The 21,033-nt window shown below is 60.3% G+C and carries 9 protein-coding genes; 2 read left to right on the forward strand and 7 right to left on the reverse strand.

Annotated elements, in window-relative coordinates:
- Window positions 1-155: 155 nt before the first annotated feature.
- The 4 genes from ABWI03_RS20640 to ABWI03_RS20655 form a co-directional block, all read right to left on the reverse strand.
- The gene (locus tag ABWI03_RS20640; protein ID WP_298774715.1) at window positions 156-3,521 is read right to left on the reverse strand and encodes a Swt1 family HEPN domain-containing protein; all 3,366 of its coding nucleotides are present in this window, start codon (window positions 3,519-3,521) and stop codon (window positions 156-158) included.
- A gap of 1 nt (window position 3,522) precedes the next feature.
- Entirely contained in the window at window positions 3,523-5,211 is a 1,689-nt protein-coding gene (locus ABWI03_RS20645) for a DUF262 domain-containing protein (RefSeq protein ID WP_298774712.1), read from the reverse strand.
- Window positions 5,208-7,976: a DUF1156 domain-containing protein gene (locus ABWI03_RS20650; protein WP_298774709.1), complete on the reverse strand. Its 2,769-nt coding sequence runs from the start codon at window positions 7,974-7,976 to the stop codon at window positions 5,208-5,210. Before ABWI03_RS20650 ends, ABWI03_RS20645 begins: the two co-directional genes overlap by 4 nt.
- A gap of 124 nt (window positions 7,977-8,100) precedes the next feature.
- Window positions 8,101-11,514 (reverse strand): helicase-related protein, encoded by a 3,414-nt coding sequence (locus ABWI03_RS20655; RefSeq protein ID WP_298774707.1) that lies wholly within the window; start codon window positions 11,512-11,514, stop codon window positions 8,101-8,103.
- A 116-nt stretch (window positions 11,515-11,630) separates the two neighbouring features.
- On the opposite strand from ABWI03_RS20655, the gene ABWI03_RS20660 reads away from it, so the two are divergent.
- Window positions 11,631-14,285: a DEAD/DEAH box helicase gene (locus ABWI03_RS20660; protein ID WP_298774705.1), complete on the forward strand. Its 2,655-nt coding sequence runs from the start codon at window positions 11,631-11,633 to the stop codon at window positions 14,283-14,285.
- A 173-nt stretch (window positions 14,286-14,458) separates the two neighbouring features.
- On the opposite strand, the gene ABWI03_RS20665 is transcribed toward ABWI03_RS20660, so the two are convergent.
- Both ABWI03_RS20665 and ABWI03_RS20670 read right to left on the reverse strand, forming a co-directional pair.
- The gene (locus tag ABWI03_RS20665; protein ID WP_298774702.1) at window positions 14,459-15,412 is read right to left on the reverse strand and encodes a pentapeptide repeat-containing protein; all 954 of its coding nucleotides are present in this window, start codon (window positions 15,410-15,412) and stop codon (window positions 14,459-14,461) included.
- Window positions 15,413-15,711: 299 nt separating this feature from the next.
- Complete coding sequence (locus tag ABWI03_RS20670; RefSeq protein ID WP_298774700.1) at window positions 15,712-17,583, reverse strand: hypothetical protein; 1,872 nt, start codon at window positions 17,581-17,583, stop codon at window positions 15,712-15,714.
- Window positions 17,584-18,183: 600 nt separating this feature from the next.
- On the opposite strand from ABWI03_RS20670, the gene ABWI03_RS20675 reads away from it, so the two are divergent.
- Window positions 18,184-19,332, forward strand: a complete 1,149-nt coding sequence (locus ABWI03_RS20675; protein WP_298774698.1) for a protein NO VEIN domain-containing protein — start codon at window positions 18,184-18,186, stop codon at window positions 19,330-19,332.
- A 58-nt stretch (window positions 19,333-19,390) separates the two neighbouring features.
- On the opposite strand, the gene ABWI03_RS20680 is transcribed toward ABWI03_RS20675, so the two are convergent.
- On the reverse strand, window positions 19,391-20,830 hold the full coding sequence (locus tag ABWI03_RS20680; RefSeq protein WP_298774697.1) for a phytoene desaturase family protein: 1,440 nt from the start codon (window positions 20,828-20,830) through the stop codon (window positions 19,391-19,393).
- Between the last annotated feature and the right edge of the window lie 203 nt (window positions 20,831-21,033).

Here is a 21,033-nt window from a genome sequence, read left to right on the forward strand (position 1 = left end):
GGGGAAAAACAACTGGCCGCCACCGGGGAGAACCCGTGGCCACCAGCGGGGAGAACTACTGGCCGCCTACGGGGAGAACTTCGTGGCCATTGACAGTTGTTTAGGCCGTCTTTCCCCGCGAACTTAGTGCACACTAGTTCGCGGGGAATCGTTGTTTAATTTTCCTCGAAGCCTGACTGATCGAACTTGAGGGTGCGTGCATTCTCGGAAACAGTGCGGATCTTGTTCTCGTCGAAACCGGGATGGTTACTGGCCTCGATTTCGATCCGCACAGTGAGGGTGGTGTTCGTATCGGTACGCAGATGGGCGAGCACTTCGTCAGCGATGTTTTTGAAGTCGAGTGCGATCTTGTCGGCATTGAGGGTCTTTACACCGTAGAAACGTGTCTTGGTTTTGGGATCAGGGAAGGCGATGTCGGGCCGCGGTGGTTTCTTGGTCGACGACGAGCCTTCTTCCGTCTGCTTTGACTCTTCGCCGTCCTGCTCCACCGGAGCCGCAGACTCGGCGTCGTGTTGTTTGGTCGCAACGCCGGGGCGAACGAGTAGCAGGGAGTCGTTAGCTGCGGGGGCGACCGCTTTGTCGTCGGGGATCCACAGCCCGATGTAGCGGGCCTTGGTCTCGTCGTACCCGGTAGCCAGGGCGAACGCATCCGTTTGCCAGATCATCGGCAGGTCGACGATGCCTTCGTCCAATACACCTCGGTCACGGAGTCGAGGCATGTACGGGTATTGGCTGTAGAGGCCCCAAAGAGTACCGAGGGAGACGTGACCGTCTTTCCAGATCTGGGGGACTTTGCTGATGGCCAGGCGAATAGTGGCGGCAGCTTGCCGGGTGGACAGGTCGCCGTCGTTACCGAGTCGGCGTGAGACCCGCTCGGCCAGCGAGGTGGACTGACCCTCGACCTTGACCTCGCGAATCAGGAACGGAGCGCCGGGGTCAGGTTGGGCGGGGACAAGTGCCCAGGTGAAGGTCTGCAACAGCCGCGATGTGACGGTCTGATCGGCCTGGGCTTGCTTCTGTGCGGCCTGGTTCTTCTGGTTCTGGGTCAGGTCCAGGTCGGCCCCATCACTGAGGACATGGCTCCAGCCGAGGTAGTCGCGGGTGGCGTGGTCGAGTTCCTCGAGTCGAGCTTCGTCGGCAGCCAGGAAGATGAGCATGTTGCGGTGGGTCCGGTTTGCGCTGCCGCGCTGCTCGGTGGCCTTACGGGCGAACTCCTTGGCAGCGGACTCGGTGCCGCGTTTGTGGGACACCTTGGGGTGCAAGATGACCAACCGGGCTTCATCGACATCGGGGATGTCCGCGTTGGATTCGGGGCTGACGTGCACGCCGGCGAAGTCCGCCCGGGTGCGGCTTTGCCCCTGCAACCTGCGGGCGATCTCGGCCCACACATCTTCCTTGTGAAGCCGCTCGGCCTGATCCTTCGCAGTCCGGCTGATATTCGCCTGCAAGTCGTACCAATATTTCCCGGAGCCGGAGTAGAAGTACGTCGCCCGGTCACCGAGCTGGGTCAAGGCAGCGTGGAAGTTTCCGGGCACGTCGCCAGGGATAGCGGTACCAAGGAACACCCGCTGGGTACCGATGCCCTTACTGGTGGCACCGGGCGCGACAGTCGGCGCGGCGCCAAAAAACACGGTGCGAGCGAGACGCTTGGTCAGCGACCGCTGCCCGAACAGCGGCTTCTCCTTGTCGATCCGTGCCGGTTCGGAGTTGGGTCCGTCGACATCGGCGTCGATGATCGCCTTCCATGAATCCTGAAGATACTGCGTCAGTTCGGAATTCACATTCGCGGTCGCCAGTGGGATCGAACCGGGCATGATGAGCGGCGAGGCGTCCTCACCAGTCCACAACGCGTGGATCACCGTCGACATCAAGCGCAGGACACCGCGGGTACGCTGGAACCGCTCCAGCGATGACCACTCCTCGTAAAGCGTGTCGAACAATTCCGGATGGATTGGGTAGGTTTCCTTGATCCGGTCCTCGTAGGCCGAGTCACGGGCATCGCGAGGGAAGTCGTCGGTGTATTTGCGATACATCTCCACATATGCCCGCGCGGACGCACCGATCGCGGCCAGCGCTGCAGCGTCCGGTTGGGTGAACAGGCGCTGTTTGACGATGTGATATGACTCTTTCGGCGAGGCGGGGCGCCACTGATCGGCGATCCGCCGCACGACGTTTTGGAGTCGCTTGAGTGCCTCTAGGCCGTGGGCGCCACCGACTTCCTCCGCGTTACCAGCGACATACGCGTCCGCGTCGTCGCCGGTTTCCGAGGCCGGGATGGAAATCGCCAACAACACACCGGGAGCGCCCTTTACTGCCTCCGTCAAAGATTGAGCGAAGGTGAACTGGTCGTCGAACGTGCCGCCGGCGAGGTCATCGCGTCCCACCAGCGAACGGGCGTAGGCTACCCACTCGTCGATCAGGATCACCGCTGGCGAGTGCACCGCCAACAGATCGTGCAGAGCCTGGCCTGGCGGTGTGCGGTCGGCGTCTGCTTTCGCGACCAGCGCATAGCCTTCCGCGCCGCCGAGTTGCCAGGCCAACTCACCCCACATTGTGTTCACCTGGGTGCCATCGAGCTTTGTGGCACCGGAGGGGCTCAGATGGTTACCGACGATAGCTACCCGGTTGATCTTCTCGCCGGTGTAGCCGGTGCTGTTCAGTAATTCTTGGGTCTCCTGCGGGAACTGACCTACCGGAAGCCCGGCCGCGATGTGCCAGAGCGACAACATCGAATGGGTCTTGCCGCCACCGAAGTTGGTCTGCAAGTTGATGACCGGTGAAGCATTACCGTCGCCGGAAAGGCGTCGCACCGCCCGTCCGATCAGATCGCGGAGTCCCTCGGTGAGGAAGGTCCGCTTGAAGAACTCCACAGGGTCGGCATAGTCGGCGTCCACCTCGCCGCCATTGGCGACCTTGAAGAGATCGGCGGCAAACTCGGAGGCGTGGAAGTTACCCGTGGCTACGTCCGCATGGGGCGGCAGAACCTCGCGCCACGGCTTGAGCCCCGTGGCTTCGGGGTTATCGACAGCGGACTTGAGTACCTTCTTGTCAGCCTTGTCGGCGGTGACGCGGCGCAGGTTCAGTCGGATACTCGTGACCTGCTCGGCCTCAGCGGCCGCGCCGATCAGCTTGAGCAGGCGTTCACCGGTATCGAGTGCCCGGTAGGCGTCGTCGTCGCTGAACGAGCCATTGTGAGCCCACGTGTTGCGCACTTCACGCAACTCGTTGGCAAACGTCTCACCGGTACGGCCGATCGCTTGGTTGAACGGATACCAACGAGGTTGGTAGTTGGCGGTGATGTTGCTCTCGGTCAACATCCGGAACTGAACTTGGGGGTCCAGAGGGTCGTAGAGCTTGCCCGCCGGCGCCCCGTTCTTCGAGTCCTTGCCCTGCACCAGCTTGACCCACTCCGCGCCCAGCGCCGGATCGACCTGCCCGATCACCAAGGAGATGAAGTCGTCGAGAGCAGGCGCCAGCACCTGGAACATCTGATCGATCCGGTCACGGTTACTCACTGCCATGTCAGTTCAACTCCCACTCGTCCGTGAGTTTCCTCGTCAGTTCCGTCTGGCGCTGCTCGACTACTGTCGGCGTCCACTCCTGGCAACTAAGTACCTGAGTAGTCAACGCGAAGAGAGCAGCCCCCTTGCCGCTCGTGAAGTACTTCGACTTCTTCACATCAAAATCGAAGTTCTGTGCTTGGCTGTTCTTGGTGCGGTTAAGCAGCAACAGATTGCCGAGCCTATGAGTCCAGTGCGCCCGCTGATCCTCGGTGAAGTCGTCGAGCCATTGGCTGTCGACCTTCGGATTTTGCGGGAGAACATGCTCTACCGTGATGATCTTGTGGGTGTACGACGCTCCGGGGTCATCAGCGATGATCGAATCCAGTCGTAGCAGCACGTACTTTCGCACCTGCTTGACGAGATAGATTTCCCCGCCAATCCGCTCGCAAGTTTGCTTCTTCTCCTCATCGCTGAGGATAAAGGCTTTGGCATCCAGACCGTCGCCGGCATCCAGCTGCTTGAGTAGCTCGAGGTACCGGGCGACTCGCGGTGTCGTATATACCCGCCGCAGCAAGAAGCTCGCGGCGAGCCGCTCCAGCTTCCGGAGAAACGAGTTGAGGAAGGCCGGGTCATCCTTGTGGTTCTTTAGCGCCCAGAGCGCGGCGGGACGCCAATCATCGTTGTCGAGCTGGACAAGTCGCTTGAGCCAGGCATTGACGTCGTCCCACGGACCGCCACCATCGAAGTCCTGGTTGATGAGCCGTTGATCGGCCAGGGAATAGGGTCCAAGCAGGTCGTCGATGAACGCCTTGCCGTTAGCCGGCAAATAGTTGTTCAGCACCTGCTTGGGAAATTCGACCAGCAGGCCGCGCTCGGCGCGTGCCTGGGACACGATGGTTCTCAGATAGAGAAACAGGTTACCGAACTCGACTCGTCCGAGTTCTTCCTCCAAATCTTCCCAGAGGTCGGCGTAGTTGCCGCGGTCGGACTCGGAGATGGCACCGACCATCTGGGACTTGAAGATGTCCGGAGGGGTCAGGGGAAGGCCACGCGCGTTCATGACGCTGAAGATGCGATAGGCACTGTTGAGGTCCGGGGTGCTTACGACCACGAGAAATGTTCTCGACGCCATCATTACGAACAGCCGCTTGCGCTCGTCGTCCGTCCACTCAGCAAGCGCTTCGTGGAGGGCCTCAGCGTTGTCGCGGATCGACTTCTGGGCATCGGTTTTGACGTGGTTGTCACTCAAGCTCATGAGCGCCGCGATCGCGCCATCAGTTTGGATGTTCTCTCGGAAGAACTTGGTGTCCCGATCACGGAGTTTCAGTCGAGGTTTGGCGGGTCGGTTGTCCCACACGACCTCTGGTTCTTCCACGAATTTCTGGATGTCCGCGCGAAGTGAGGGGTTCATCGCGAGGTCTCGGAGCACCGAGAACACGATGGTGAGCGTTGTGAGTCGTTGCTGGCCGTCGATCACCTCAGCCGTAGCAATTCCCTTCTCCTTCACCAGCACCACCGAACCGAGAAAATACGGTTCATCGGTATCGCGATCGAGCGCGCTCTGGAGGTCGTCCAGGAGCTGGAGAGTCTCATCCTTGCCCCAAGCGTAGGGGCGCTGGTAGTCGGGGATCGCGAAGTCGTACTCGGCGGTGAAGAGCTTCCCCAGTTGCACTTCGCCGGCATCGATCGGCTTGAGTGGCTGTGTCATTCGTCGTCCTCGAAGTCGAAGGATCCCTGCGCTGTCGGCATATTCTTTGAATCGTGGGCGATCTCAAGAAGCTCAGGCCAGCTTGTGACCAAGGTGTTGAAGCTCAGCGCGTCTTTCGTCCATCCATTGGCTTCCGCGATACGGAACAGGACGTGACCAAGCTCCTTCACCATGTCGACATCAACGCCGCCGTCAGCTCGAGATATAACACCTCGGAGTAAGTCGCCTGCAGCAGCTATTCCGTCGATCTCAAGTGCTTTGATCGAATGGTGAAGAACCTCCCAATGACTGATATGGGGATTGCCAACGCTGTCGTATTTTCCCGGTAGCTTTATCGGCGAAATCAGCTCAATCTTTCCCGCACGTGTGACGAGAATTCCTTCGCGCTCCATAGCGCCGACCGACGTATTCCTTCCGCGTGCCATGTCGTCAGCATCACCGAATGGACCGGCAGCATAGCCGCGGTAGCGATACCACTGGATGGCAAAGCGAGTGGGCGGATCGAAGTCGCCTTCTTGTTCGTTTACGACTTCATCCAATGCTTCATTGATCCGAATGAGTGCGGCCGACACCGTCATCGGAGAGCCGTCAGCCTCAATGACCGCTCCGTACTGACTGAACACGGCCATTCCGGGGCCGATCGCGGCCTGCTGTAGATCAACTGGCGCCACACCACCCTCTTCAAGCTCGTCGAGTGCGCTGCGGAGTGAGGCTCGAAGGTCATCTAGGAAGGTCGACAGACTTACTCTCGGAGCATCTGCAGGGCGGGGGCGCAGTACCAGCACCGTAGATGTGGACATAGAGTTGTTGCCAATCGCAACACGGCGACTTGCGTTCTCCGTGCGAATAGGCCATGTGCGCACTACCTGCCAATTCGTGTCGACCATCGCTTGAAGGATTGTTGACCAGCGACTGTTGCCCCCGCCCAAACTCTCTGCCTGCTTCGACGCGTAATAGACGACTATCGGGAATTCTGGAGAGACACTTTCGCGAAGATGGTCAAACACCTCTGCAAACCCTGCGAGGAACTCGCTTGCTGCCGTGTCTTTTCCCCCAGATCGATGAGCGTTGGCAACGAGTTCTTCGCCCTTGGGTACGAGCATCGTCCGAAAGAGGTCGGGGAAGACTTGTCCCAAGATTCGACGTTGCCAGACGTAGAAGAAATCGGAGAGATCGGAGTAGTCGATGTTGTCGAAGTACGGGGGGTCAGTTGCCACTACATGATTCGCTAGAGGCGCTTTACGTGCATCGCACTGCAGGACATGATGGTCGCCTTGCAGGTGGGCCATGCGTAGAGGATCAACGATGCTCTTCAAGCTGGCAAGGAACGATCCGCTGTTTTTTTCGCCTAAGACGTTCGCTTCGGATATATCCCAAGCCATCCCCATAGCTTGACCTGAGTACATCTGCTGGGATACCTCACCGTTGGCCTCCCATGAGCACTGATTGTTGGACCAGTTGCTGAGGCGACTCACGGATAGAGCGAGATAAAGTCCGATTGCATCAGCGTATGCTTCCGCTCCACTACCGCCATGCTCCAACGGTTCACCGAGCTCGGAACCCGTGTTGAGGGCGTGCTTCAAGGCTATCTCTCGGGCTTCGGCTACGAGGTCACTGAGGGTTGTCAACGCAGTCAGTTGTCGGTTCGTGAAGAGATTGGAAAAGTCCGTGAGTCCGTAGAGCGGCGGGGAGAACCATCTTGGATTGCTTGAGATTTCGCCGCTTACAGGTGTTTCGGGACGTGGCACATTGGCTGAGGACACATGCGCATCGGATGGCGCGTAGTATTTCCGCCCCGCGCCGCCATCACCGACAACAGCAGTTAGTGCCGTGCCCATTCGCCCGGCCATGCCCTCTTCGCGAACATGGCTGACGGGGACCGAGGACCCGCAGCTTAGACAGTCGGTTCCAGTGCGTCCAGACATAATGCCGCTGGTAGGGAGTTCGTTCATGTCGCGGCTTGTTGAGAACGCGAAGCGGAGACCACTTGGGTGCGATTGGTCGGTGATGATACGCGGGACAATTATCGTCTCCTTGCCCTTTTTCTTTGCGAGCCACCACTTACTCACAAGGGGTATGTCAATTCGGCAAGCGGGGTTCGGGCAAGCAACGGTCCGCGCCCAGACCCATGCGAGCGTTGGAAATCCGTCGATGTCGGGGTAGTGCGGTCGAAGCTGCGTGGCCGCTTGACTGTGCATCCAGCGTCCATAGGCTTCGACATCGGCGACTAAGCCACGCGATCCTTCCCAATCAGTTAACTGGGCGTTGATGTTGTCCGGGTGAACCGGCTTCCGGTTATGGAAGCGCGAAGGTGCTTCGACCAGTGCTTTAGTGAGTAGGACGGCAACTGGGTTCAGGTCGCTCGAGCTGGAGTTCACGCCAAGTTGGGCTGCGGCTAAGGGAATGGACCCTCCGCCGACGAAAGGGTCGGTAACTGTTACATCGGGGAGCAGCGGGCGGAGAGCGGACATCAGTGCGGACGAAGGCTTTGTGATCTCGTCCCATTCCACAGCCCGCGCAATCAATCGATGCAGTCGTTCTCGTTCCGCTCGCACTGCATCTTCGGTCGGAAAGCGGTCGGGATGAGACGACGGGTCGTCGATAAGCTGCGCGAGCAGCATTGCTCGGGCAGCAGTGATCGGCTTACGTGACCACCATTTGTGTAGGTTCTGCGGTTTCCCGACTTTGCGGTTCTTCTCTGCCAGCGACGCTCGGTTAATTATTTCCAGCGGCAGTGCCACTTCGATCAGTTTGCGCTTTGTCACTAATTCCTCAACCTGTCATGGCCAGACCCTTGGGTCCGCCCAAGCGGCACGTATGCGCCACTAACCTTTCGCCCCAATCTAGTGGTCGCACCCAGGTGAATCTTCGAGTACCTGCTGAAGTGCATCAGAAGGGTCCTCTCCCCTTTGTCCACATCTTGTCCCAACTGCCCCGGATGCCGGTGGCATCGAAATCGCCGAGGTCGGTGGAGGCGAAGGGATCGTCGAGGTAGCGAACCTCGTCGAACTGTGCACCGCGGGGATCGACACGGACGAGAGCGAGTCGGTAGCGGGGGACAGCGTTCTTACCGGTCATGACCTCGTTGTGAGTGACGAAGAAGTCCTTGGCGCCGTCGATCCGGGCCTTGACCTCGATGCGGTAAGTATCGCCGTTGGGTGCGGTGGAGAGGATGTCGAAGCCTTTGTTGTTGAAGGCTTGCTCGACGGGCTGACGGCCCACCCGCTGCTCGCAGGCCAGGACGAGGTCGACGCCGCGGCGTTCGACTTCCTTGGTTTCTTTGGCGTGGATCGGCGCTGTGGCAGGTAGGTCGGCTTCTTCGATCATCCCGATGGGAAGCACGAGGGCCGCGGTCAGGATGAGCGGTGGTTTGGTGGACATGAGGGCTTGTTGGTCGAGTAGTTCCAGGCGCTGGCGGAGGCGGTGGTCGAGTTCGACGGCCTTGCGGTTCAGGCTTTCTGACGATTCTTTGGCCTTGTCGCCCCCTTGTTCCTTCTCCGCCGCGACGGCGGCATCGAGGAGGAGCCGTTCGGTCTCGCTTTGAAGGCGTTTGGTGACGAGTTCGCGGGTCTTGTGCAGTTCAGCTGCCCGCTGGGGCTGAACCTCGGCGAGATACTCGGGGAGCTGATGGGAGATGATCCAGCTCGCCGCTTTGTCTTCTGCGTCGGCCAGCCAGGGGAGCGAACGTGCGGTGGTGGCCGCCGGCACGTCAGGGGCCGCCACGCAGTCCAGGTACGGTGCCGGTCCCGCTGGCGTCACGGTGCCGTACTGGTCGACAAAGGCGTAGCCGAAGCGGCGGGCCACCGAAGAGCCGGTCGCGTCGGCGACTTCCTCGGTGACACCGACGAGCAGTTGCGGTTCCTCCAGCGTGGAGGACACCAGCACGGTGCCGGCGGTCAGGGTGCCACCGAACTGTCGGAGCGCTTCGTCCATCACGGCGTCGTGCAGCGGATGGCCGGGGGCGAGCAGATCGGCGCGGGCGAGGTCACCGGGTTGGACGTGGGGCAGATCGAAGGTCACCCGGTCGTAGCGAGTTGCGATGGGGCCGTGCTTGCTGGCGCGAAGGTGGGCGGGCACGTTGGGGATCTCGTAGCGGCCCTTTTCCCGTTTCGTGATGCGACCTCCGAGCCGGGTGAAGGCGGCCTTGAACGCCAGCTCGATGTAGTGCGGCTGCAAGCGGCGGGCGCGGGCTTCGTCCATCGCGGCTCGGAGCGCGGCGAGGTCGGAGTCGGCGAGATGCTCCGAGGCGAGGGCGCGTTCGTCGAGCAGTTCCTTGAGTCCGTCGCCGACAGTGTGGTCGATGACCTCGTGCATTTTGGCTTTTACTTCCGGCTGCTCGCCGTACTGGATGGCATTCAACAACAGATCGCGCAGGGGAGTGTCGGCGAACGCCTCGCCGAGTACATCGAAGACCTTGCCGCCGTAGGCTTTTCGCTGCTCTTCGATCTTTCCGAGCAGCCTGGTGAAGACTTCACCTTCGCGGGTGTTGGCCGCGACGAGGTTCCACAGCCGGCAGACCTCTTCCTGTCCGATGCGATGGATGCGGCCGAAGCGTTGCTCGATGCGGTTCGGATTCCACGGCAGGTCGTAGTTGACCATCAGGTGCGCCGCCTGCAGGTTGAGGCCTTCGCCGGCGGCGTCGGTGGCGAGCAGGATCTGGCAGGCGTGGTTCTTGGTGAACTCTTCGGTGATCTGTCGTCGTTCCCCGCGGCGCACGCCGCCGTGGATGGCTTTGACCGTGTCAGGGCGACCGAGCAGGGAGCCGATCCGGGCTTGAAGGTAGTCGAGGGTGTCGCGGTGTTCGGTGAAGATGATGAACTTCCGTGGCCGCCCGTTGCGGTCAGTGGTGAGGGCATGGTCCTGCAAGATCGTGGACAGTTCGGTCCACTTGCGGTCGGTGCCGGCGTCGCGGACTTGTTTGGCGAGTCGTGTCAGGTCGGCGAGTTCGAGCAGTTCGGTGTTGAGTTCCTCCACGGTCTGCGCCGCCGTTGCGGCGTCGAGGAGTTCTTCTTCGAATTCTTCGATCTCGTCAGCGTTGTAGTCGTCGGTATCGAGGTTCGCCAGATCGAGGCCCGGTTCCGTCTCGGTGTAGGTGCCGTTGAGGATGTCTTGTTTCTTGCGTTCGAGTCGTTCGGTGCGGCGAACGAGACTTTTGTAGATCGCTTCGGGGCTGGAGGCGAGCCGGCGTTGGAGGACGGTAAGGGCGAACCCGACGGTGTTCTTACGTTTCCCGCCGACGCGTTCGGCGCGGTTCATCCCTTCGCGGACATAGGTGGTGACTTGTTCGTAGAGGTCGTACTCGAGTGAGGTCAGCTCGTACGGGACGGTCTCGGCGATGCGCTCGGGAAAGAGTTTCTTGCCCTCGAAGGTGAGCAGGTCTTCTTTGACCATGCGGCGCATGATGCCGCTGGTGTCGGCGGTGACTTTGTTCTTACCTTCGTACCGGTCTTTGTCGAGCAGGGTGAGGAACAGTTGAAAGTCCTCTTCCTTCCCCGAGTGCGGGGTCGCGGTCATCAACAACAGGTGACGAGTGATCTCGCCGAGTGCTTCACCGAGCAGGAACCTTTTGGTTTTGTTCAACTTCCCGCCGAAATAGTGGGCGCCCATGCGGTGCGCCTCGTCGACGATCACCAGGTCCCATTCGGTTTCCCCGAGCTGATTCTGCAGCTGTTCGTTGCGGGAAAGTTGGTCCATGCGAGCGATCAACAGCGGATTGGAGTCGAAGACGTTGAGATTGATGTTGGCGTCGATCAACTGGTTCGTCAGCAGGTCGAACCGGAGCCCGAACTTGAAGAACAATTCGTCCTGCCACTGCTCGACGAGGCCGCCCGGAGCGACGATCAGACATTTGCGAACGTCATCACGCAGGATCAGCTCCTTGATGTAGAGCCCGGCCATGATCGTCTTGCCGGCACCCGGATCGTCGGCGAGGAGAAACCGCAGTGGAGTGCGCGGAAGCAGCTCCCCGTAGACCGCTCTGATCTGGTGAGGAAGCGGTTGGACGTCACTGGTCGCGACGGCGAGCATCGGGTCGAACAAGCCAGCGAGGCCGATGCGCTGCGCTTCGGCGACAAGCTTGAAGTCCGAAGCCGGCGCATCGAAGGGACGGCTGCCGGTCTGTGCGATGTCGAGCTGAGCCTGGTTCTTCCGGAAAATGACTTGTTGACCGAGCCCTCCGACGGTCGTTTTGTAGGTCAGCTCGAGAGCGTCGCTGCCGTGCCACTGCACTGCGATGACGGTGACTACCTCGGCGGGGATGAGCCCGTTGAGGCGTAATCCCGGCTTCAGTTCCTCGAGCTGCACGTTGAACCTCCTGATCGACAGTTGGTCAACGCTAGCCGAGTGGTGCGACAAAGAGGATCATCGCATCAGCAGGCCGGGCTATTGTTCTGAACAAAACCGACTCGGTGGTCAGGGCAATGGAACGAAACGACAAACAACAACTACGCGTAATTACCGCTGAAGTCTCGACCTGGATCAACCAGGCGAACATTGCCCGGGAACACCGCGCAATGATCGAGCCCGCAGCCCAAAACGCGGCTGGTGCACTGCGCGGTTCAGCAGTGTCCGTGAACCGCAATGGAGCGGCGCACTGTCGGGTTCTCCCACTGCGGACGTCCGATAACGTACTGCTCGGAAAGCTGGCAACAGCCACCGCCCTCACGCCACTTACCGTCGCCGAAGAACGACTGCTGCAGGTGCTCCAGATTGACGCTGCCGCTGCTAGCAGGGAGATTCGTGAAAATTCGGGTCTTCGTCGATTCGTGCGGGGCTCCAAGAAACGTGCCGCCGGACGTGATGGGGCGGAATTCTTGGTGGAGTTTCGAAGCGGGGCAGTCAATGCTGATGTGACAGGCATCCTCGCCCGACTGGCCGGACCGAACCTGCCTGATCGGATCGATACTGCGGAGGCGTTGTCCGATCGGGTTGGCCTGGCACAGCGGTTGAGCGACTTCGGCCGCTGCAGCGAGATCCTCACAGCTGCAGCAGTGGCAGAGTTGCCGGCGGCGATCACCACTGTTGAGCAAGCTCTCAAAGACGAAACGGCCTCGCGGAGCGTGGCTGAGAACGCAGGAAACGAAGTCCGCCGCGCGGAGACACGCGCGTGGCTGGCCGAGATGCCGGTCGAGCGTCTCAAGGAAGCAACGCGGGACCGTCTTCGGGTCAACGCTCTCACCGATGCCGGTATCACGACTGTTCAAGGCGTTTTGGAGCTCGGGAACCGGCTCGAGCAGCTGCCCGGAATCGGCGGTACCACCGCGACTCGACTACGCGGAGCTGCCCAAACCCTCTGGCAGACAACGTATGACGAGATGCCGACGCGGATCGATATCAAGAACAGGACACCGTTGACGACGGAGCTTCTTCGTCGTCTCTCGGTGTGGGATGCCACGCGGAAGATCAAGGGACCGGGAGCGGATCTCGCCCGCGTCGAAGAACTCGCCCCGCTGGCGCGTGCCCTCGGGCGGGATGTCCGCCATCTTGTCCTGTTCGCGGACAACACCACGACCTTCACTGAACTCCAAGTCGACATCGATGCGGTCCTCTACCGCGCTCAGCTCCTGGTGGGAGCAACCAATGCGACCGGGACGGCTGATCCGTGGGACGACTTCCTCACACGACCGGCGGACTACTTCGCGCTGCTCGCCGAACTCGGCTTCATCACCGAAGACGAAGAAAAAACTCACGGCGACCTCCCCGACGACATCATCCAGGCGGTCCGCGCCCTGGAACTCGACACCGAATATCTTGATGCGTCCCTGCGCGGCTACCAGAGTTTCGGGGCACGGTTCGCCCTCGTCCAACGCAAAGTCATCATCGGAGACGAGATGGGCCTCGGGAAAACCATCGAAGCGCTTGCGGTTCTCGCCCACCTGCGGTCAAAGGGCTCTCACCACACCCTGGTTATCTGTCCCGCCGCAGTGGTGACCAACTGGATTCGAGAGGTCTCGTCGAAGTCCCGGCTGCGTCCCCACCGCGTCCACGGACCCGGGCGCGAAAACGCCGCTCAAAACTGGAGCCGCAATGGCGGCGTCGCCGTGACGACGTTCGAGACTCTGGCTTGGTTCGACGGCCACGTCTCGGCGGTCACTGACCTCGGCTGTGTTATCGTAGACGAGGCGCACTACATCAAAAACCCTGCAGCACAACGATCCCAACGTGCCACCCGAATTCTCGACTTGGCGGAACGCACGATCCTCCTGACCGGCACACCGCTGGAGAACCGCATCGACGAGTTTCGCAACCTCGTCGGCTACCTCCGGCCAGAACTCGTCGTCGATGCCACCGAACTGACTCCCCGCCTGTTCCGGAAGCAAGTCGCCCCTGCCTACCTGCGCCGCAATCAGGAGGACGTGCTCACCGAGCTGCCCGACCTGGTCGAGGTCGAGGAATGGCTCCCCTTCTCGTCTGCTGATGCAAGCGCCTACCGGGATGCCGTGGCGGCGGGGAACTTCATGGCAATGCGGCAAGCCGCAATGTCCCAGGGCAAGCGATCGCAAAAGGTGGAGCGGCTCCTCGAAATCGTCGCGGAATCCGAGGAAAACGGCCGCCGGGTGATCGTGTTCTCGCACTTCCGTGGAGTGCTCGAACAGATAGTCCGAGCATTACCGGGCACGGTATTCGGGCCGTTGACCGGCTCCGTCCCCGCAGCGACGCGGCAGACGATGGTCGATCAGTTCTCCGCCGCCGGTCACGGTGCAGCACTGGTGTCGCAGATCGTAGCCGGCGGTGTCGGCCTGAACATTCAAGCAGCGTCGGTGGTAGTGATCTGTGAGCCGCAACTCAAACCCACTACCGAATGGCAGGCCATCGCCAGAGCACGCCGCATGGGTCAGCTGGAATCCGTTCAAGTTCACCGGCTTCTCACCGAAGAAGGAGTTGACCCGCACATCACCGAGATCCTTGCGCGTAAGCGTGAGGTGTTCGACGAGTTCGCCCGGGTCAGTGATACCGCGCAGAGCGCGCCGGAGGCGTTCGACATCTCGGAGGCAGAGCTTGCGCGTGACGTCATCGCTGCGGAGCGTGAACGCCTGTTTCCGGTTTCGCTGCTCGATAATTCGGTCAGCGAATGAGCTCGGTTCGTTAATGATTCTGGGGGAGTTTGCTGAGAATTCAATACGCCAATTGGCGCATTCGATTACATGCTTTACCTCGTTGTATGAGGTGCGGAAGTTGGTGACGCGGTGCCTCATATAACTAGTGCATCAGACTTACTTCACACTGCTATCGCGGATCCAGCACCGAATCAGCAGCGATTGTCGATCCCGGAGTGCCAGGGTAGAGTCGCAGGCGGCTCGAACCCGTCAGGCCAAACCGTCTCAACACTGTGGTATACGTCGGCGAAGCGCGCTCCGGGCAAGTCCTGCCCGGCGATATTCCGTGCTGGTTGAATTTTTGCTGTCCCAAGGTTTGCGCCGATCAGATCCGTTCCCCGAAGTTCTGCATCGAAAAGCGCCGTCGCGCTCAAATCTGAAAGCCGCAAGTCCGCGTACGACAAATTTGCCCCATCTGCAACCGCTTGCGACAGGTCGACGCTGCTTAGGTCAGCACGCTGGAGGTTTGCTTCAGACAGGATCGCAAAATGAAGAGTGGCTACTCCGAACTCTGCACAGGACAAGTCGGTTCCGATTGCGCCGACGAACGACAAGTTCGATCGCGAAAAATCTGCACCGCTGAAGTTGCCATCGAGAGAATAGTTGATCAGGCACACATCGCTTAGATCTATGACGTTGTCGCGGTTACGGCTATCGATGTCGTTTGCAAGGTCGCGTCGACCAATCACTGACACTGCCGCTTGAAGGTCGGGACGCGGTTCGGGCAGCCGTCCAGTGGGGGTGATCGTCGGTCGGCCGATTCCATCGAGTTCGACACGCGGGGTTTTGCATCCTGCATCATCCACCGGCGCGTTTTCGCGCACGAAGGCGGCAAGGGTATCGACGACGACACCTTGGTCACGCGCTGAATCGCGAGCGATCCTCTCCAACGAATAGATGGCGCCGATTCGAACAGCGACATGTTCGTCCCCCAATGCAGCCGTCGCATTGGCGAACCGCTCCGTTACCTGCCCCTGCTCGAGGAGCTTGACCTGATCTTGAGTCGCTTCAAGGGTGTCGGAGTTCTGTAGCACGCCAATGACCGCGACGATTGCGAGTGCGATGGTCGAAATCGTTGGTACTGGTTTCGCGAATGCCGCGCCCACTGAAGATGCAAACCCGGCGACTGCGCTCCGAGGCCGGTTACCGTTGTTCGCACCTGAGTCGTCACCCGTTTGATTCGGGTCGCTGGTGCCCCCAGTCGCGCTCGACAATTTGAACCCCCTGATTTATTGACTGCTCTGACGGTCTCGCCTTACGAACACACGAATCGTCGCTCTTGATCGATGGGATCGATGGGATGGAACAATCAAGGACGACCCCAACCGAGCGCCGCCGGCCTCTGTGCGGAGTCTTTTTTGCCACGCGAACTGCATGTTTGGCCGATGCCGTTTTCCATTTGTGATCAAACATTCGCGGTTGTCGGAAGATGCCGACCGATGTAGCCCACATAAATCTTGCCAGTTCCCGCTACGTCGTCGTAATAGTGCATTCGTGGGCTGATCGTCGCTGAATTCGCGATCTTGAAGTGAGCCCACATGTGTACCTTTCCGTCCCCTGTCACCCCGGTAGGAACCGGCAGCAGGCGCGGACGATGCAGTTTAGGTGTGGAACGTACCGTCTCGGATTCGGTCGAGGCATGGCGATTGCGTGAGTATCCTCGCCGTCCTGGCGGGGTGTTCGCCAAGTACAGGTCAACGCCACCGATGCTTGCGTCCCCTGATCTCAGGTCCGCGTAATCCTGAAGAGCCAGGACTGCCTCCCAACATTTACCTGCCCATACCCCGAGCGGGTCGTGGTCGTCCAGCGCGCGGGCGTGGCCTTCGTCCCCCGTGAACACAACGCGGTCCAACTCGCTCAATCGCCCCAGCAGATCGTCGAAGCCATCGGGCCTGACGTCAAGTGGATCATCGTCGTGCTCGGACCACGCAACCTCTCCGTGTCCGAGCTGTGTCAATTCAAGTCGGAGTGCCCGGAGGTTCTTCTCTGCCGCTATGCGATCAGTGTCTGCTAGTGCCCGCTCGAGACATTCGTCTTCAAGTTGGCGTTGCAGGTCGTTGATCCGTTCGGAGTCCGAATCAGCACGAGTCTCGAGGGACTTCAGGCGTGCTGCCAACCCTTCAGCCGAGCGAGACTGTCGGGTTGCTCGCTGGATGGATTCGCCCAGCCTCGCGATCGTGTCCGCACTGATCCGGCGAACGCCCAAGGTTGAATCGAGGAGGCGGGTCAGAGCCGAACGCCAACCCACTTCCTCGTCCTCTGTGTGCACCGGCTCGGCCGCCGGCAGAGGGTGATGATCGTCTGTTCCCGGCGATGGCCGTAAACGCTCGGACGTAGCCGTCGCCTCTGCCTCTACTGAATCTTCCTCTACGGCATCGGGGATCGGAAGTGTGATTGTTGGGGGGTGGAAATCCCCGACGAGCAGCTCGTCGAGTTGACTCCGAAGGCGGCGGTCAACTTTGAGTGCGGTCTTGGGTACAGGAGTATCGAGTGATACCTGCCGCGCGCGACGCCCCAACAGCGATCTAAGCGCATCGAGTCGATCGGACACGATGCGGCTTGTGCTCAGTATTCTGTGCCGAGGTGCTGCCAGCTCGTTCTCGAAGTCCACGCCGGGCAGGAAGGTGCGAACGGTGCCGGGAAAAACCCGATAACCGTCGGGAACGCGCGCATTGAACTCTTCGGTAGCGTTTGCGTCGAGGACGATTTCGATCGCCGTGCCCGCCGTGTCTCTGAGCAGCTTTCCCACGTGATTGCGCCAATCGGCCACCGGCAGCTGGTGCGATGTCGCCGCGACGAAGACGAGCCCTCTCCGGTCAGGATCGAGCAGGACCCGCACAACTGCGTCCACGTCGTCGAGTCGAGCCGGCGCCGGCCAACGGCCTAGTTCAGACTTGCCATCGTAGGCCGGAAGTACATCGAGAAGATTGGTCGCGAGCCGTGGCGGTTTTGCATTGAATCGTTCGGGGCTGTCGATTTCGATCCATATCCATCCAGTGTCGCCTTCGCGATCGACGTGAACGGTCACGTCCGTCGTCCAGACACCTCCATCCCCGTCTTCGACGAAGTGATAGCGCTCGCTACGGGCTCCGTCCTGCGTTTCTTCGGTCAGCAGCGTGCCCCAGACACGTTCCGCGAGTCGAAATGAATCACCCTCGACCAGGTCGTGACCGTCCCATCCCTTTGAGTGTTGCCACGAATACACCTGCTGGCGAGCGATCCCAGCAATGTCGGTTTCACCGACAACGCGAAAATATGAGCGGTACGAGACTGCCACGGAAACTCCTCAGATTCGCTGAGCCAGAAAAAGAATGGTAACCGTGAGATCCACTTGACACAGTTTGGTGGGTCGGTACGTCTCCACAAGGCGGCGGTCACGAGGCACCACAAGGTACGGTCCGGATGCAGGCATTGCGCGAAATCTAAGAACGCCCACGCGTTTCGGGTAGTTAAGATGATTGTGAGCGGCGCTTGGTCCACACGAACGGGGACCCCACACCGTCTCAAACATCGCAAGTGTCTTCGACTTGGACTGCACCGCTGGATCGCTGGAATCGTGACGTCTAACCCACCTACCAGATCACGGATCATCTCTTCGGCAGCCGATATCATCGGAGCGAATCGCTCCGGTTCGTCACGCGCCCGTATATATCAGGTGGGGTTGTTCCGACGCTGCGCTTTTCGTTGCCCGAAATGAAGTCCTCGGGGGGCGCTCCAAGCATTGTCTACGCAATTCGGTCGGGCGCGGGTCGTAATCGAAACTGAAATGCGCTCGAACCTTACTATTGGCCATTCAGTATTGGATCCAAGCATCGGAGGAATCTTGTACGGATGGTGGGAAACTTTTGAGCACTATTGTGTGACAGGATCAGTTCCGGTGGCAACATCGTCCGATCTTGCCCGTATCGAGGCTCACGCCCGAGCGGAGGCCAAGTATGCCGGGAAGCAACAGGTAATTGGTCGGCGAAACGGAAATGACTGGCAAATAACATATGTCGTTCGTTCTGGTGGACTGCATGAGCAATCCGAAAAACAGGCTGCAAGGTACGCCGGTGCTCGACGCGGCGGATCGCGGGACAATCTCGGCCTGAGGCCACCTCGGTCCGAGACCAGGATCGATTCCATCGATCTGGACCAGTCCGCGCAGGAGGTACTGGTCATGCACAACGCGTTGATCGTTACGTGGAATCCAGATCAATGGGATTGGGGCACTGACTATCGCGACGCCATCGAACGTACTGCGCAAGGAAAGCGGGTTCCGGACAACTGGTCAACGGGTGGACGGAAGAGCGGGGTTGGCCCAGGCGACCGGGTTTTCCTGCTTCGTCAGGGAACTAAGGGACGAGGAATAGTTGCCAGCGGAAAGGTGAGAAGCGAAATTTACGATAGCAATCATTGGGATGGTTCCGACCGTCCGGCAAATTATGTCGACTTACAGTGGGATGCCGTCCTTGCGGTCGAAGATCGACTACCAACCGAGGCCTTGGAAGAGGCTATGCCTGAACAGCATTGGCGACCTCAGGGAGGCGGAATCATGCTGGCGGCAAACGTAGCTTTGGATCTCGAAATGTTGTGGGTGGCGCACCGCGACAGTCTTGATGTCGAGGCAGAAGGTCGCCCGCGCAGAGGGAAAACCCAGGGACGGTTGCAGGATTCGGTCCTCCGGAAGAAGATCGAAGATGCTGCACAAGACCGACTGATGCAGCATTATCGTTCGCGGGGCTGGGAGATAACGGATACCAGGCAGGGTAGCCCTTTCGACGCGACGGCGGAAAAGGGCGGAGAGCTTCTGTATCTGGAAGCCAAAGGTACGCAGACTCTTGGCGCTGCTGTTCTGGTGACTAGGCGCGAAGTCGAACATGCTCTCGCCCATGTAGGTTCGACGATGATGGGTATCTGGTCGGAAATCAAATTTAACCAACACAACGAGGTTGATCAGGACTCAGGGTATTTCCGCATAATTCCTTTCGACCCCGACGCGGGTGAGCTGACTCCTGTGACATTGAAATGGAGTCCGGACGACTAGGCAATCACCACCTGGTGGCGAGTCATTTGTCCGAAATGTCGTCCCCATCGGGGACGCCTCAACCCCGCGCCTTCAGCGCCGCCCGCGCGGCATTGAACCCACCCATCCCGTGGACCCCGCCGCCCGGGGGAGTTGCGGACGAGCAGAGGTACACGCCCGGGGCGCCGGTGGCATAGGGGTTGAGCCCGAACCGGGGGCGCGCGATGATCTGCCGCGCAGTGTTCGCCCCCGCGGAGATGTCGCCACCCACATAGTTGGGGTTGTACGCCTGCATCTGCGGCACATTGCGCACGTGGACGCCCACGATCCGGTCCCGGAACCCCGGCGCGAAGCGCTCGATCTGACGTGTGATCGCTTCGGTGGCGTCACCCGGATAGCCATGCGGCACATGCGCATACGCCCACACCGGGTGGATGTCTCCCACAGATCGGGAGGGGTCGGCCAAGAACTGCTGGCCCAACAGAATGAAGGGCTTGTCCGGCATCTGACCCCGAACGGTCTGGCGTTCCACGGCAGCAGTTTCCGAAATCGTGCCGGACAGATGCAGGGTGCCGGCCTTGCGGGCCTGCGGATTCGTCCACGGCACGACGCTTCCGTCGGAGTCACCACGCACGGCGTAGTCGACCTTGTAGGCAGCGGTGCCGTAGCGGAATTTGCGGTAGGCCCGGGCAATGCGGTCGGGCTGCCGACCGTCGAGCAGACGACCGGCCGCGTCTGGTGCGATATCGAGCATCACGATGTCGTAATCGGCGATCTGGGAGTAGTTGGTCACCCAGTTCCCGGTTTCGATAGTGCCACCGAGGCTTCGCAGGATCGACGCGAGCGCCGCAGCAATTGACCCCGAACCACCTTGTGCCACAGGCCAACCGTGAGCATGGGCTCCAGCAGTGAGCATCGAGCCGACAGCACTGGAGAGTGGAAGGGTCAGCGTCCCGAACATGTGCGCCGCGACGCCACCGAACAGCGCCCGCGCCTGTGGGGTCTTGAACATCCGAGCGAAACCCGTCGCGGGAAGCAGAGCGCCCGTCCCGAAACGGGCGAGCATCAGCGGGTGCTTCGGGACGTGCACGATCGGCTGGAAGACGTCCTGCACCAACTCGTCGAAGTTCTCGGCGAGGTATCCGAAGACGTCGAGCCAGCGCTTACCGTCGACACCCAATCCGTCAGCGGTCCGGTTGATGTCACGCCACAGAACCCCGGCGGTGCCGTCGTCGAGTGGATGGACCAGATCGATCTCGGGCCACAGCCACGTCAGGCCATGTTTGGCGAGCCCGAATTCGCGGTCGAGTTCCTTGAAGTAGGGAGAAGCCAAGGCCGTGGGATGGAAGGCGGAGCAATCGTCGTGGACGAGTCCGTCGACGATGTATTCGCTACTGCGGGTGCCGCCGCCGATCTTGTCCGCACCCTCGATGACATGAACGTCGATTCCGGCGCGGGCGAGTTCGATCGCCGCCGCGAGACCGTTGGGACCACTGCCCACCACTACTGCTGTTGTCATTTGCTCTTCGCCACCCGTCTTCTCAAGGGTGAGCCTACGGAAATTACAGCGATGGCATTCTGCGAGCAAACAATTCAGGCCTAGACCTTGGTTGATCGATCAACTTTTGTTACAGTTCGAGGCGCACTGGCCGCAGCTGATTCTTATCGCTGCGGCCAGTTGTTGCATTCATCGCCCATCGCGCCTGTTTCCTGCGGATTCGG

Origin of the sequence: Rhodococcus baikonurensis, from assembly GCF_040489275.1 — a bacterium.
GTDB lineage: Bacteria > Actinomycetota > Actinomycetes > Mycobacteriales > Mycobacteriaceae > Rhodococcus_F > Rhodococcus_F baikonurensis.